This is a genomic window from Providencia sp. 6390, from assembly GCF_058148425.1.
The window spans coordinates 889,395-903,959 of sequence record NZ_JBYVYL010000001.1; the positions used below are offsets into that span (position 1 = coordinate 889,395).

A 14,565-nucleotide genomic window follows, 5' to 3' on the forward strand; every position below is an offset into this window, starting at 1 on the left:
GTGAAAACTAGATTGTTTTCACCTTTGATATAGAACATAAGTTAATTATCAATGCACTAACCAATACTACAGCAGCAATAATGCCAACGCCCCATAAGCCAAACTGAATCAAAAGCCATGATAGAACCGGTAGCATTATAAATAACACAATGTTATTCATACTTTCTGATACCGCTAACACTTGCCCTTTATTTTCATCGCTTTCTGTCGCGATAATGCTTGCACTCAATGGCGCCGCCATTCCCAAAAAACATCCCCAAATAAATAGCATCAGCATATCTATCAATAAGCAATAATGGGTAGTGACGAAGGCAATAATCATGATGGACATCAGAGTGGTTACCGCTAATAGCCGTTGAAAATCATTAGATAAAATACAATTAAGCCGCCCAACTTGCCAATTTCCTATCAATAATCCTATACCAAATGTACTAATCACCATGCCGATCATTGCACTATCAACCTTATATTTATAGCGCAACACCTCTCCTGCCAATAAAAACACACTGACAGCGGTGCCATTCCAAAGCGCCTTTGCTCTCACAAAGCGCATCAATTTGAAATCATTTAGCCAGCGAAAGTTCGCTGGCTTTTGCAGGGGATGGTAAGGTTGATCCTTTGGTAAGATACGATATGCACACAGCCAAACGATAAAGCTACCTATCGCAGTAATGATAAATGGCATATACCACGCGATATACTCGGTCAAGACCCCTGCAAACACAGGTCCTAATACAATACCGAGTGTCATACCCAACATCACACTCCCCATTGCAGTGGGTTGTTGTGACGATGGCACGATATCGGCAATTAACGCAAACGCAGTAGGCACAATAATGGCTGATGCAAGGCCGCCACAAATACGAAAAATCAACACAATATTAAAATTAGGGGACACAATAATTGCCAAACTGTCTACTGCAAATAAAAACATTGCCGCTAATAGTAGTTTTCGGCGATCAACACGATCTGAAAAGTAACCTAAGACTGGTGCTGCAAGGGCATAAGTCAGTGCATAGGCAGAAATTAACCATGACGCCTGAATAGGATCAACCCAAAAGACTTCAGCAAGCGGTGTTAATGTCGCTGAGAGCATAAATTCCGTAGTACCGACTAAGTAAACCGCGGCAGCCAATACCAGTAACAAAATGCGTTGAGAAGACATAATTCTCCTTGTAATTAAATATAAAAAGCAATAGCGAACCCGCCGTTTGCTAAAAAGCCACAGCAAAGAAAAGAGGAAGATTTTTGAAATAGAAAATTTAAATCAGAGGCAACACAAACGAAAAGGAACAACTTAAAAAGAAAGGTTCGTTACGAAATAGACAGCAGATCTATTACTGTATAAAAACGTATTATCAGTGTCAAGAAAACTAGGCTGCACGATAAGCGATGCAGCCAGTGAAAGCTATAAACTTGCCAAGCGCAGTGTTTCACCTAGAATTTTTATGCCATTACGGCGCCTAGGAATTAGCGGCAATGCATAATTAATTCTTAAATGATTAGCAAAACACCCACCTGTTGAAAAGTGATCGCCTGTTAGAGCAATCACTTTATTACGCTGTAGTACATCTAGTAGTTTTCGATTATCAACGGGAGGATGCTCCACCCACAATGAAAAACCGCCTTGTGGCCTTGAAATGCGTGTCATTGGCGGAAAATGGCTTTCAACCAACTCACGATATTGGCACTGTAATTCACTATAATGTTGGCGCATATAACGTAAATGTGGGAAATAATGACCTTCACGTAAAAAATTTGACATGACTTGCTGCATAAAAATTTCACCTGAACAATGTGATAAATATTTTAAATGCATCACTTTTTCTTTGTATTTGCCGGGTATCACCCAACCCGTCCTTGTTCCCGGTGCGATCGTTTTAGAAAATGAACTACATAAAATCACCCTACCTTCACTATCTAAAGATTGGATCGTTGAAGGGCGTGGATAATCGTAAGCAAGGCCAGCTAAAATATCATTTTCAATGATGGTCGTACCATATTGATTCGCTAATTCAAGTAAGCGCATCTTATGACTATCAGGCATTGAACAGCCCATAGGGTTATTGCAGGTTGGTGTTACCACAATGGCTTTAACTGACCAACGTTGAAAGGCTTCCTGAACACGCTCAAGGTTAATACCTGTCTGCGGGTCGGTTGGGATCTCAATAATTTTCCGCCCTAGTCCATACAAAGTCTGCAACAAACCAGGAAATGTCGGCGATTCAACAGCGATCACATCCTCTCCTTGCGAGCAAGCTTGGATAGCAAGAGATAACGACTGATGTCCGCTGGTTGTCGTCACAATATCATCGGGGGTAAATAAATGCTTATGATCAGAGATACTGTGCAGCTGTTCACGCAATGCCAACAGCCCTTGTAAACTGTCATATTCCAACATTGCGCTATTTTTTCTGCGACTGAGCATATTCATTTCTTGCCATAATGGCTCTAATGTTTTGCTCTCAATATTGGGCACCGCACATGACAATGACGTCACGCCATCACGTTCTTCTACTCGCAAAAAATCAATTGTTGGATTCCATTTTTCAATATGAACGGGTTTTTGAATGTAATTAACCGCTTTTGGTAATGGCGCTCCTGTTTTATCAGGGATCACAAAGTACCCTGATTTAGGAACAGCATAAATTAATTGCAATTTTTCCAACTCGCGATAAGCAAGCTGAGCCGTGGTTAAGCTCACTTCATGTTCACGACCAATCTCTCTGACTGAAGGTAATTTTTCACCGCTGAGGAAATCCCCTCGATGAATTTTATCTTGCAATGATTGTGCGATCTGCTTGTACAGTAACATTTTTCTGCCCCAACAATTTCCCCGTAACCATAATGTAATACAAAACCATCCTTTTTTGATCTGTATTATGCAAAAAAATGTATCTGTCACTTTTTTATCGTAAATGCGTATGTAAATCTAAATATAAATAAGTCAAACGAGGAAACTTATATGGAATATGAACATAATAAGAGCGGTAAACATTATTCTAAATTTATTTTAGTTCAACCGTTTGTTTGGCTGGTGAAAGTAATATTTAGATTAACAAGGAATTTATATTACTCATTTAAAAATAGAGGTAAATATGAAAAATACAAAAATCAAAAAATATAAAAACATTAAAAATCAATTATATAAATTAAGTTCATGGTTATTCAATAAAGGATACGCACTCGGATCAGCACACTATAATAAATAGTGACTAACGATATACCCTAAATTATCTTGCTTTAATTTATTCAATTTAACTCTATGCTAAATATTTATTTTTAATAAATGGACATTAGCAGCGCTGAGTTATATTATTACATAATAGCGCTGCAATATTTTTATTTTTTTACTTAGTTAAATTAAATCCCTTAATTGCTGCTTGGTGAAATTGCTGATTAATCGATGCCGTCAGCGATTGCGAAATTGCCGTCATTTCAGACCCTGCTAACTGTGGTGATCCCGTTTTAAACGGTGGTCTCGGGTCATATTCAATCGCTAATTCAACCAATTGTGCCAGTTTTGTTCCTCTTAATTGCTCTAGCACCAGCAAGGAAGCGTCGAATGACCCCGTAGCGGGGCCTGACGTATAGATATTGCCATCAATCACCACCTCACTGCCTGTAACAGGAAATGCACCAACATCCTTTAACATCGGTACGACATTAGAATTGCTGGTGGCGCGACGATTAACCAGCAAACCTGCTGCGCCTAAGACTAATGTTCCATAACAGGTGGCTATCACAAATTTAGTTTTTGGCGCGATACGAGCAAAGAAATTAAGAATCTCTTGGTCTTCAACCATTTCAGGAGGAACCATACCAACGATTAATACATCCAAATCTTCAGGGCATTCATCAAAAGTCATGGTTGGCATCGTTGGCCAACCGATATATCCCTCAACCAACTCTCTATGCTTCCAAATAAAATAGATATCGGCTCCAGCGATGGTAAATACCGATTGTGCACCGTTAATATCCATTGGCATAAAACCTGGGCAAACAAATATGCCAACTTTAAGCAAACGGTCTTGCTGAGCGCGCCCTTGCTCCACGAGAGAAACAATCGACTGCGTGGTTTTGCCGTAAATACTATCAATAATTGTCATGAAAGATTTCCTACTATTTATTTTCATACCGATTGGTAAAATAATGGCATCTATTTTATAATCAGTAAATGATTTTTTACTAAATGGTACAAAAATGAAAAGAAAGGGTCGCCCTCGTAATTATGACAGTACATCTGCCATCAATAACATTACCGAGCTATTTTGGAAAAAAGGTTACACCTCAACATCAATGGATGACTTGGTTAATAGCACACAAATGAATAAACCCAGCCTTTATGCGGCATTTGGCAATAAATTTGCCATGTATGAAAAGGCAATTGAGCATTTTAATGGTATTGCAGGGAAGCGTTATCAAGACGCTCTAACATACCAAGGAGGGGGGGACACCATAAAGCAATGTCTTCAACGCTACTATGCGGTTGGTATTGATATGTATCTTGGAGCGGATGGCCATATTGGCTGTATGGTGCTTTCTACTGCGGCTGCTGAAGTAGATATTCCTGAAATACAACAACATTTGATGAGTGTGATTAACGCGCAAACGGAGCAAGTCACCGAGGCGTTAGAACAAGCAGTGAACCGTGGGGAACTCATGTCACAAGTGAATACACATATAACCGCTCAATTATTGACCGCCATATTACACTCTATTTCACTCAGAGCACGTGCCGGCGAGTCACGAGAAGAACTAACCGCCATCGTTGAAGCATCAATTGATTCATTTTTACAGCCGTTATTAGTTGCTTAACAGTATGATCTGACCTTCTTGTCGGATCATTCCTTGCTCTTTTAATTTAAACAACACTTTATCCAAATGGCGACGTGATGTGCCTAAAATGGCCGCTAGCGTTTCTCGCGGTAGGCGAATTTGGTGACTTGAAATCTGCGTTAATATATATAACAGATTTTTTTCTATCGAATCGACCGCCGTCATTAAACGTTGTTCGCCATTGATTAGCGAGCGTTTTGCTAGTTGACGATTTAATAAAATTGATAAGCGGTGATCTTGAGATAACCAAACCAAAAAGCTATCGGTTGGAATACGGATCACCCTTGCATCTGTTAAGGCAATCACATCATAGCAGTACTGTTTTTGTTGACACAGTGCTTCCATCTCCCCTAAAAACTCGCCCTTATAGCAAAAGGTCAATGCCAATTCTTTACCATTGTCGGCGAGTTTGTTTACCACAAACTCACCTTCAATAATAATGTAGGTATATTGGTTCTCAGTGCCTTGATGGATTAATTTATAGCCTTCTTGTAAATGAATAGTACAAAAAGTGTTTTTAACTGAAGATGGCGCATGACGAAATAGCCAATCAACATCGGGCAATAGCTCTTGTTCACTAAACTTCAGCCATAACTCACGAAAAGGCGTTTCATCCATCATACTGCCACCATTTAATCGTTAACCTAAAATTAATCCAGCCACTGCACCATTCATTAAGTTGGCTAAAATCGCTGCCCCAAATGCTTTAAATGCGATGCTAGTTAGCTCACCTCTGCGCTCAGGGCACATTGCACCAATTCCACCTATTGCAATACCGATAGTGCCAATATTGGTGAAGCCACACAGTGCAAAAGACATGATCACTTGTGTTTTCACACTAAGCGCTTCCCCTGTCGCAGGCAGGATTGTGCCATCCAAATAAGGCTGTAGATTAGCATAAGCAATAAATTCATTGAATAATACTTTTTGCCCTAATAATTGCCCTGCAAATTGTGCTTCGTGCCAATCAACGCCTAGCAACCATGCTACAGGTGAAAACAACCAACCAATCAACTGGGTGAGTGAAACCTCATAGCCAATGAAACTCGTTGCCCACATCATGATGCCATCAAACATTGCAATGATTGCCAATAATGCCAACAACATACCTGCAATGTTTAGTGCCATACTGACACCTATGCTAGCACCTTGAGTAACTGCATCGATACTATTGCGATACTCTGATTTTTCCCCTTTCATGGATGTTGCTGTGGTGTGCTTATCACTATTTTCTTTGGTTTCAGGGAAAAATATTTTTGCAAATAACAGCCCTGCTGGCGCAGACATAAACGATGCTGCAAGCAAATATTCTATTTTAACGCCATATTGTGCATAACCCAGTAATACCGTGCCCGCTATCGACGCTATTCCCCCCACTAAAATGGTGAAAAATTCCGATGATGACAAATATTTTAAATAAGGACGAATAACCAGCGGAGCCTCTGTCACCCCCAGAAAAATATTCGCAGCAGATGACATTGACTCGGCACGTGAAGTTCCCAATAAGCGGTGTAATGCACCACCAATCAAAATGATTAGCTTTTGCATAATGCCAATATGGAATAACAAGGCCGATAGTGCTGATAAAAACACCAACACAGGTAATACTTTGAAAACGAAAATAAACCCATCTGCGCCTAGCAGGTCAAACATTTTATCTGTCGCTAGTCCACCGAGTAAAAATTGGGTTCCTGTCTGGGTATAGTCTAATAATGCAGTGACCTTATCAGCCATCCACATCATAACCTGCTTACCGGCAGGGAGGTAAAGCATGCAAAATGCAAAGGAAAATTGCATTAGCAGTGCGATGGAAACAAGCCGCAGACTGATCCTGCGGCGGTTGTTCGAGCACAGGTAGGCAACCAATAAGATGACTGCAATACCCAAAAGGCTATTCAGTATCGACATTCACGTCCTCCGCCTATTTTTACTTCAGCTCAAACGCATTTAAATACTGATATTGCTTGTCACTGAGCTTATCGAAAGCAACCCCCATATCTTGCAATTTCAAACGAGCGACTTCGCTGTCGATTTCATCAGAAACCGCATAGACTCTGTTTTCGAGCTCATGTTTTAACAAGTACTCTGCGCCAAGTGCTTGCAAAGCAAAGCTCATATCCATGATTTCGGCAGGATGGCCATCAGCACAGGCAATATTCACCAGTGCACCACGGCCCAGTAAATAAACAGTACGACCATTTTGTAGATGATAAGCTTCTATATTTTCACGTGCTTCAAAGGTAGAAACACTGATACTTTGCAATGCTTTAAGATTGATTTCATCTTCAAAGTGCCCAGTGTTACTGATCAACGCCCCTTCTTTCATTAAATTGAAATGCTCATCCGTTAATACATCGCAGCAGCCTGTTGCAGTCACAAAAATATCACCGAGAGGCGCCGCAGCTTCCATCGTCATGACCTCGAAACCATCCATTTTTGCTTCCAAAGCTTTAATCGGATCGATTTCTGTAATGATGACTTCGGCACCGAGCCCTTTAGCACGCATTGCACAGCCTTTGCCACACCAGCCATAACCAGCAACAACGACTTTTTTACCCGCAATCACGAGATTGGTGGTACGCATAATGCCGTCAAACGTTGATTGCCCAGTACCATAACGGTTATCAAACAAGTGTTTTGATTGTGCTCCGTTGATTGAAATAACAGGGAAATTCAACTCAGCACCTTTTTCGCGAGCCATCGCTCGTAACACACCCGTTGTTGTTTCTTCACAAGCACCAATTACATGACTTGCATACTCAGGGTAAACACTGTGCAGTTCATGCACCAAATCACCGCCATCATCAATAACGATATGGGGTTCACAAGCTAAGGTTTGTTTGACAAACTGCTGGTACTCTTGAGCGCTGGCAGCATGAATAGCAAATGTATTAATGCCATTTTTGACCAGTGCTGCCACAATATCGTCTTTAGTGGACATCGGATTACTGCCAGTAACAGAAACTTTTGCCCCACCCGCCGCAAATACTTGGGCTAGATAAGCGGTCTTGGCTTCCAAGTGAATAGATAAGGCAATACGTTTGCCTGCGAAAGGTTTTTCTTGTGTGAAACGTGTTTCAAGAGCACGTAACAGTGGCATATGGGCGCGCACCCAAGCAATTTTTTGCTCGCCTGCTGGCGCTAATGACAAATCTTTGTAGATACTTGTGACCATCATCTATTCCTTTTGGTGTTGCTTTAGTTGCAGCAAAACATACAAAAGGCTGGATGGTCACAACAGGTCATTTGCCCATATTAAGTTGGAAAAGTGTTAACGAGATATAATAATTGCAAACAATAGTTATTCACGGTTATTTTTCAAACGGATTACTGACTAGCGATTCCTTATCTAATAGGCTACGTTTACGTTCGATCCCCCAGCGATAACCTGATAATGCGCCATCATTGCGAACTACGCGGTGACAGGGTATCGCCACCGCCAACATATTGGCGGCACAAGCCCCCGCCACCGCCCTGACCGCTTTGGGGTTACCAATTTGTTTAGCGATATCACTGTAACTCACGGTTGTTCCCACTGGAATTGTGCGTAACGCCTGCCAAACTCGTTGTTGAAAAGCCGTTCCTCGAATATCTAGGGGTAAATTTAGGCCAATTTCAGGGGCTTCGATAAAACCAATAACGTGTGCAACTAATTGTTCAAATTGATTATCACCACCAATCAACTCTGCTTGAGGAAATTTATCTTGTAGATCCTGTAATAGACGTTCCGGATCATCGCCTAATAAAATGGCACACACCCCCACCTCACTCTGTGCGACTAAAACGTCCCCCAATGAGCAAGCTGCCAGTGCAAAGTAAATTTTGGAACCATCTCCACCGGCTTTCCATGCAGTTGGTGTCATGCCAAGGCGTTCAGTTGAAGTTTCATAAAAACGGCTGTTTGAACTAAAACCCACATCATAAATTGCATCAGTAATACGTGGCTGCTGTTGCAGTTGTTGCTGTAATTTTTCATGGCGATATGCATCTGCATACGCTTTAGGTGTCAGCCCAGTTTGAATTTTAAATAAGCGATGAAAATGATAACGGCTGATCCCCACAAAAGCGGCAATCTCATCTAATCTGACGCTACCATTGCTCCGCTCAATATATCGACAAGCCTGAGCGATTTTTTCTTGGTAAAAATGTTCCAGCTGTGAAGCTTGTTTATTACTACGTTTTCCTGAGCGATAGCCCTTTTCTATGGCTTGCTGCTCATTATCAAAAAATTCAATATTGTCACGGTTTGGTAAACGCCCCGCCGCAGATGGATGGCAATAGATTAAAGAACTGCGAACACCATATACAAAATAGCCATCAGCAGATTTGTCACGCTCAACAACTGCTTGCCAACGTGCTTCATCATTTAACCATTTATTTGTTGTTGCCATGATAATCTACTCCGTCCTGTCTATGTTGACGCTATTATTGATAACTGCGCACAACAACGAACTCCATCTTTTGCTTTTTAATTCGCAAATCATTTATTCTCCAACTAATTGCGTTGGTAATACTTTTAGTGACGGTATTTTTGAGGTTAATAAAACCACCAGCTGTAATATAAAACCGAATAAAGCCAGCCATAAACAATATTCTACACCAAATCGCAGTGCAACGATGGCCGCGACGGCAGAACCGATCGGCCTAGCGCCAAAGGATGTTGTCAGCAGTAATGCGGACACTCGCCCCATTAAGTGACTTGGCGTGACCGATTGGCGTAATGACACGGTAGATACCGTCCAAATTGTCGGCCCTGCGCCAAATAAAAAATAGCCTAACCAAACCCAAACAATTGATGGAGACCAAACAGTCAGTAAAAAAGCAATCGCTCCCAGTAAACCACTGCAAGGACCAAGCAAAACTAAAACACCATAAGGTAAATGTGATAAATAACGCAAACTGATAGCACCAATGATCATGCCACCGCCATATACGGCTATCGCAAAACCAATTTGTGATGGTTCTAAGCCAATATGCGTCGTTGCATAAGCCACAAATATCCCTTGAATGATAAACCATGACGTATTGAAAAATAATGCAGTGAATAATACGGGCCGTAACAATGAATGCTTAATAATAAACTGAGCCCCTTCATACAGATCTTTAAATATTGAGCGAGATGGCGGTTTGATTTTATTTTCTTTTGGTAAGCACAACAGCAAGCTAAAAGCCACAATAGACAGCATGATGGCACTAATATAAGCGGAAGGTGCGCCAACATAGCCAACAAGTATCCCGCCCAGTGCGGGCCCTGCGGTATAAGATAAACTACGAGCCAGTTCAATCCATCGATTTGCTGAAAGCAGCTCTGTCTTTGAGATCACCGCAGGCACATAGGTTGGCGTTGCTACGTTATACATCACCGTACCAACGGCCCCCATAAAACCTAACAAGGTTAATAATGGCAATGTCAATTGTTGTGAGAACAACAAGACAAAAATCAAACTCAGCACAAAGGCTCGCGTGATCTCAGCACCAATCATTAAATTACGCGCACTATAACGGTCGGCGAGTATGCCTATAAATGGAGAGATCAATAGAAATGGCAGCGTTTGCATCATTTGCAGCCATGCTGTATCACTTGCCGTTGCTTGTAATAAGAGGACGGCAACCAAAGGTGCCGTCGCAAGAGCCACTTGTTCTGACATTTGTGCAAACAAATTAGACCAAGCTATTTTTCCAAACAGTTTTTCATCTGACATATAAAGACCTTAATACTCTGTTTAATCATGCCTTAACATAATTAAAGGTCTTCATCTGCAACATTCCGTTAATTGCTTTTTAATCCGAAAGACACGCGACCTGTTGAGGTGCTGTTTGTTTGGCATGCTGGCGAGCTTTTATCCACAGAACCAATATTCCCAATAGGGCGACCACTGTTCCCATATAGCTAACCATTGAGTAACTGAAACCATTAGAAAGGACACTTGCTCCAATCATAGCGCCGATCGCATTACCTAAATTAAACGCGCCAATATTCACAGAAGAAGCTAGAGCTTGCGCACCTGTTGCCGCTTTCATGACCAATATTTGCAACGGCGGCACAATGCTGAAACTGAAAATACTCCAAAATGCGAGCCCAATACCTGCACCAATCGGGGTCGTGCCAATGGTTGGGAAAATAGCCATACTCAGCGCTAACATGGAAAAGAAAACAAATAATGAGCCATACAATGATTTATCAGCAAACAAACCACCAATATAGTTACCAACCGTTAAACCAATACCAATAATCATCAACATCAATGTTACCATTTGGTCTGATGCATTAATGAATACCATCAACATAGGTGTCACGTAGGTATATAAAGTAAACATGGCACTAGCACCAAGTACTGTGCTCAACATCCCTAACATCACTTGTAGTTTGCGTAAAATACGCAGCTCCTCACGCACATTTACGCTTTGCCCCGTTAAATGTTTAGGCAACGCCAAAACAAGACTGATAATGGTGATGAGTCCCAATACGGAAATCAGATAAAACGCTTGTCGCCAACCGATCACTTGAGTCAGTTTTGTAATCAAAGGAACCCCACCAATACTGGCGATAGTCAGTCCCATAAACATGGCGGCAATCGCACTCGCTTGCTTGCCTGGTGGAACAACACTTGCCGCAACAATAGCGCCGAGGCCAAAAAATGCGCCATGATTTAGACTGGTCACAAAGCGAGAAAGTGACAGTGTCACTAAGTCAGGCGACATTGCCGATAATAAATTACCCACTGCAAATATTGACATTAAAAAGATCAAAGCATACTTAGGACGATGTCTAACTAAAATTAATGTCATGATGGGTGCCCCTATCATGACACCTAGCGCATAAATAATAACAATCGCACCAACAGAAGGAATAGAAGCATTCAAATTATCAGCGATATAAGGCAGCATCCCCATTGGGGAAAATTCTGTCACGCCAATGGCAAAAGCACCGATGGATAATGCGAGTAGTGCTGTATTGATTTTCATAATTAACCTTATTGCTCACAATAATTCGAACTACATACTTACTCGGTGGCATTTCGAATCATTGAACAGAAAAATATTTACTTGCGAACTATCTAATGTGGCGCAATTTTTCCATATTGATCGACAATGAAAAAGCCGTTAAGGTGAGAAAAACTTTTGCGGATATTGCAAAGATGAAGATCACATTTGAAGAGTTACAAGTATTTATTAGTGTCATTGATTGTGGTTCGATAACCGCGGCCGCAGAACAGCTCAACATGACGATCTCGACGGTAAGTCGAGCATTACTAAGGCTCGAACAAAAAACACAGACCACTCTGGTTTATCGAACAACCCGTAAAATTAAACTCAGTGATGAAGGCGCCGCATTTTTGCAAAAATCGCGAGAGATAGTTCAATTGGCTCAAGAAGCTGAAGAAATGTTGTCAACTCGCCAGGTCATCCCTTCCGGTAAATTACGCATCGATGCATCTACCCCATTTTTAACCCGTATCATCGCCCCGCTGATCCCCTTGTTTAGTGAACAGTATCCGCAAATTGAATTAGAAATCACCAACTTTGAAGGTTTCACCAACCTATTGGAGAAAAAAACCGATGTTGCCTTTCGTATTGGCGAATTGAAAGACTCATCACTGAATGCAACATTGATTGGTTACAGCCAACGACGCTTACTCGCTAGCCCCTCTTACCTTAAAAAATACGGCGTCCCTACTAGTATTGAAGATTTATCCAATCATCGTTTGTTAGGTTTCACCACACCTGAATCATTAAACATATGGCCATTGAGTATGGCTGATGGGACTCCGTTGAAAATTACACCGGATATTTCAGCTTCGAGTGGTGAGGTTTTGATCCATTTAGCGCTCCATGGCAGCGGGATATTACTCTCTTCTGATTTTGTCAGTTATGAGGAACTTGCTAATGGTAAGTTGGTGCAAATATTGACCGCTCAAACCAATAAGCTCAGACAACCCATTCATGCAGTTTATTATCGTAATCAAGCGATTTCGCCACGATTACGCTGTTTTATTGATTTTGTTAAAAAACACAGTACCCAAATTGAAACTCATTGAAATCTATTTAAATTTGTGCCACCTGTTTTTTAAAATCAGATAAGGTTAGTCCCGTATGTCGCTTAAAATAACGACATAGATAAGAAGTGTCATCAAAGTTTAAGGTAGCCGCAATCTCTTTAATTGACAGTTTACCAGTACCTAGTAACGCCTTTATTTCCAACACAACTTGTCGGTCTATCAAGGCCTTTGGTGCATCATTAAAAAAATCGCGGGTGATTTGTGATAAATAAAACGGCGTAATCGATAACTTTTGTGCATAAAACTGGACATCACGTTGTTCCCGACAATGTTCCGTGATCATATTCCAAAAACGCCAACAACGTTGCTCTTTACGACTACGTTGCGTTTTTTGTTGTAACGGCGTTGCAGGGATCTTTTCAGCAACCAGCAGAAAAAAATTTTGCATATGATGACATAACATTAACTCAGTAAATTCACCTTCTTGTTGGATCATGTAGGTCAATAGCGCCTGCCATTGCTGCAACGCGACTTGTTCCGACGAAGCGACTTGCAGCACAGGGGATTGATTAAAGAAGGCAAACAGTGAATTTGGTAATTTAAATGCCACATCAGACGCAAATGATTTTTCTAATAAAATAAGGTCAAATTGTGCTAAACGCGATCGCTTTTGCAGCATCACGTAAGTATCATCATACAACACAATAATGTCGTTTTTCTTAACAACATGAATCGTGAAATTGATATTAAAAACCGCACATCCACGCTTACAAATCAGCACCGAAACATAGCTTGGCATTAAAGGTAATAACACCATATTGTCGAGTGTTGATATCCCTACACTGATCTTATTAGCAATGCTGTATTGATGACTTAATAAGTTAAGCATGCTGCCATCACCCTATTGATAATTCACTATAGTTGCCAAAAGTACCTAAAATGACGAGGTTTTGCGCTTATATATATCACAAAAATACCTAAAATACCTTTCATCAATTTATCAATAAAGAGATGAACAAATGACACTTTATACCGAAAGACTGATTTTACGACCTTGGCAGCTCAGTGATGCTGAAGATCTTTATCGCTATGCAAAAGATGAACGTATTGGGCCCATTGCCGGTTGGCCGCCACATCAAAGCGTTGAAGAAAGCGAAACTATTATCAAACAAATATTTATGCGTGATGAAATATACGCCGTTGCATTAAAAGAGAATAATCAGGCAATTGGATTGATCGGTTTATCTCTTAGTGCAGATAGCAATTTCCCAATCGGTGAAAACGATGCTGAAGTGAGTTATTGGATAGGCGTACCATTTTGGGGTAAGGGCTTAATACCAGAAGCTGTACGAGAAATTATGCGCCATGCCTTTAATGATTTAAAACTGGATAATCTCTGGTGTGGCTATTTTCAAGGTAACGAGCAATCCAAAATTGCTCAAGAAAAGTGTGGCTTTACCCATTATGCGACATTGGCTCCTCAATATATTGAGTTAATTGGCGACACTAAAGTAGAAGAGACAAGCCGGATCACTTATCAAGAATGGTTAAATTCACAATAATTTTATAACTATTTTTATTTGAGCTACCCTAGGTAGCTCTTTTTTTAATCTTTTTTTGTCACAATGAATACGAATGTGACTATTTATGCAGGTTTTTTGTTACAAGACACTGCAAGTTTGCATATATATGTTCATTTATCCTATCTATTAGTGCTATGATTTTT

General features: G+C 40.8%; 14 protein-coding genes. 4 read left to right on the top strand and 10 right to left on the bottom strand.

What is annotated here, in order from left to right; genetic code table 11:
• Positions 1-7: 7 nt before the first annotated feature.
• On the bottom strand, positions 8-1,165 hold the full coding sequence (locus AC3Z9T_RS04250) for an MFS transporter (protein WP_490124951.1): 1,158 nt from the start codon (positions 1,163-1,165) through the stop codon (positions 8-10).
• Positions 1,166-1,408: 243 nt separating this feature from the next.
• Positions 1,409-2,815, bottom strand: a complete 1,407-nt coding sequence (locus tag AC3Z9T_RS04255) for an aminotransferase-like domain-containing protein (RefSeq protein WP_490124952.1) — start codon at positions 2,813-2,815, stop codon at positions 1,409-1,411.
• 150 nt (positions 2,816-2,965) lie between these two features.
• Here AC3Z9T_RS04255 and AC3Z9T_RS04260 point away from each other — a divergent pair, with 150 nt between their 5' ends.
• The gene (locus tag AC3Z9T_RS04260) at positions 2,966-3,127 is read left to right on the top strand and encodes a hypothetical protein (RefSeq protein WP_490124953.1); all 162 of its coding nucleotides are present in this window, start codon (positions 2,966-2,968) and stop codon (positions 3,125-3,127) included.
• Between the two features lie 223 nt (positions 3,128-3,350).
• Here AC3Z9T_RS04260 and AC3Z9T_RS04265 read toward each other — a convergent pair whose 3' ends face one another.
• Positions 3,351-4,109, bottom strand: a complete 759-nt coding sequence (locus AC3Z9T_RS04265; protein ID WP_490124954.1) for a DJ-1/PfpI family protein — start codon at positions 4,107-4,109, stop codon at positions 3,351-3,353.
• Between the two features lie 94 nt (positions 4,110-4,203).
• On the opposite strand from AC3Z9T_RS04265, the gene AC3Z9T_RS04270 reads away from it, so the two are divergent.
• Positions 4,204-4,818 carry a TetR/AcrR family transcriptional regulator gene (locus tag AC3Z9T_RS04270; protein ID WP_490124955.1) on the top strand — a complete coding sequence of 205 codons (615 nt, stop codon included), beginning with the start codon at positions 4,204-4,206 and terminating at the stop codon, positions 4,816-4,818.
• On the opposite strand, the gene AC3Z9T_RS04275 is transcribed toward AC3Z9T_RS04270, so the two are convergent.
• The 6 genes from AC3Z9T_RS04275 to AC3Z9T_RS04300 all read right to left on the bottom strand — a co-directional run bounded on the left by AC3Z9T_RS04275 (position 4,807) and on the right by AC3Z9T_RS04300 (position 11,805).
• Positions 4,807-5,460 carry a Crp/Fnr family transcriptional regulator gene (locus AC3Z9T_RS04275; RefSeq protein WP_490124956.1) on the bottom strand — a complete coding sequence of 218 codons (654 nt, stop codon included), beginning with the start codon at positions 5,458-5,460 and terminating at the stop codon, positions 4,807-4,809. The two genes, AC3Z9T_RS04270 and AC3Z9T_RS04275, sit on opposite strands and share 12 nt — an antisense overlap.
• Positions 5,461-5,478: 18 nt before the next feature.
• On the bottom strand, positions 5,479-6,747 hold the full coding sequence (locus AC3Z9T_RS04280; protein WP_490124957.1) for a NupC/NupG family nucleoside CNT transporter: 1,269 nt from the start codon (positions 6,745-6,747) through the stop codon (positions 5,479-5,481).
• Between the two features lie 19 nt (positions 6,748-6,766).
• The gene (locus tag AC3Z9T_RS04285; RefSeq protein ID WP_490124958.1) at positions 6,767-8,017 is read right to left on the bottom strand and encodes an adenosylhomocysteinase; all 1,251 of its coding nucleotides are present in this window, start codon (positions 8,015-8,017) and stop codon (positions 6,767-6,769) included.
• Between the two features lie 133 nt (positions 8,018-8,150).
• Positions 8,151-9,230 (bottom strand): bifunctional DNA-binding transcriptional regulator/O6-methylguanine-DNA methyltransferase Ada, encoded by a 1,080-nt coding sequence (gene ada, locus AC3Z9T_RS04290; RefSeq protein WP_490124959.1) that lies wholly within the window; start codon positions 9,228-9,230, stop codon positions 8,151-8,153.
• Between the two features lie 93 nt (positions 9,231-9,323).
• Positions 9,324-10,541, bottom strand: coding sequence for an MFS transporter (locus tag AC3Z9T_RS04295; protein ID WP_490124960.1), 1,218 nt, complete (start codon positions 10,539-10,541; stop codon positions 9,324-9,326).
• Between the two features lie 79 nt (positions 10,542-10,620).
• A complete protein-coding gene (locus AC3Z9T_RS04300) occupies positions 10,621-11,805 on the bottom strand; it encodes an MFS transporter (protein WP_490124961.1) in 1,185 nt (394 codons plus the stop codon).
• A 173-nt stretch (positions 11,806-11,978) separates the two neighbouring features.
• On the opposite strand from AC3Z9T_RS04300, the gene AC3Z9T_RS04305 reads away from it, so the two are divergent.
• Positions 11,979-12,878: a LysR substrate-binding domain-containing protein gene (locus AC3Z9T_RS04305; RefSeq protein WP_490124962.1), complete on the top strand. Its 900-nt coding sequence runs from the start codon at positions 11,979-11,981 to the stop codon at positions 12,876-12,878.
• Between the two features lie 7 nt (positions 12,879-12,885).
• Here AC3Z9T_RS04305 and AC3Z9T_RS04310 read toward each other — a convergent pair whose 3' ends face one another.
• On the bottom strand, positions 12,886-13,728 hold the full coding sequence (locus tag AC3Z9T_RS04310; RefSeq protein WP_490124963.1) for a helix-turn-helix domain-containing protein: 843 nt from the start codon (positions 13,726-13,728) through the stop codon (positions 12,886-12,888).
• A 130-nt stretch (positions 13,729-13,858) separates the two neighbouring features.
• Between AC3Z9T_RS04310 and AC3Z9T_RS04315 the strand changes: the two genes are divergently transcribed.
• Positions 13,859-14,401 (top strand): GNAT family N-acetyltransferase, encoded by a 543-nt coding sequence (locus tag AC3Z9T_RS04315; RefSeq protein ID WP_490124964.1) that lies wholly within the window; start codon positions 13,859-13,861, stop codon positions 14,399-14,401.
• Positions 14,402-14,565 lie beyond the last annotated feature (164 nt).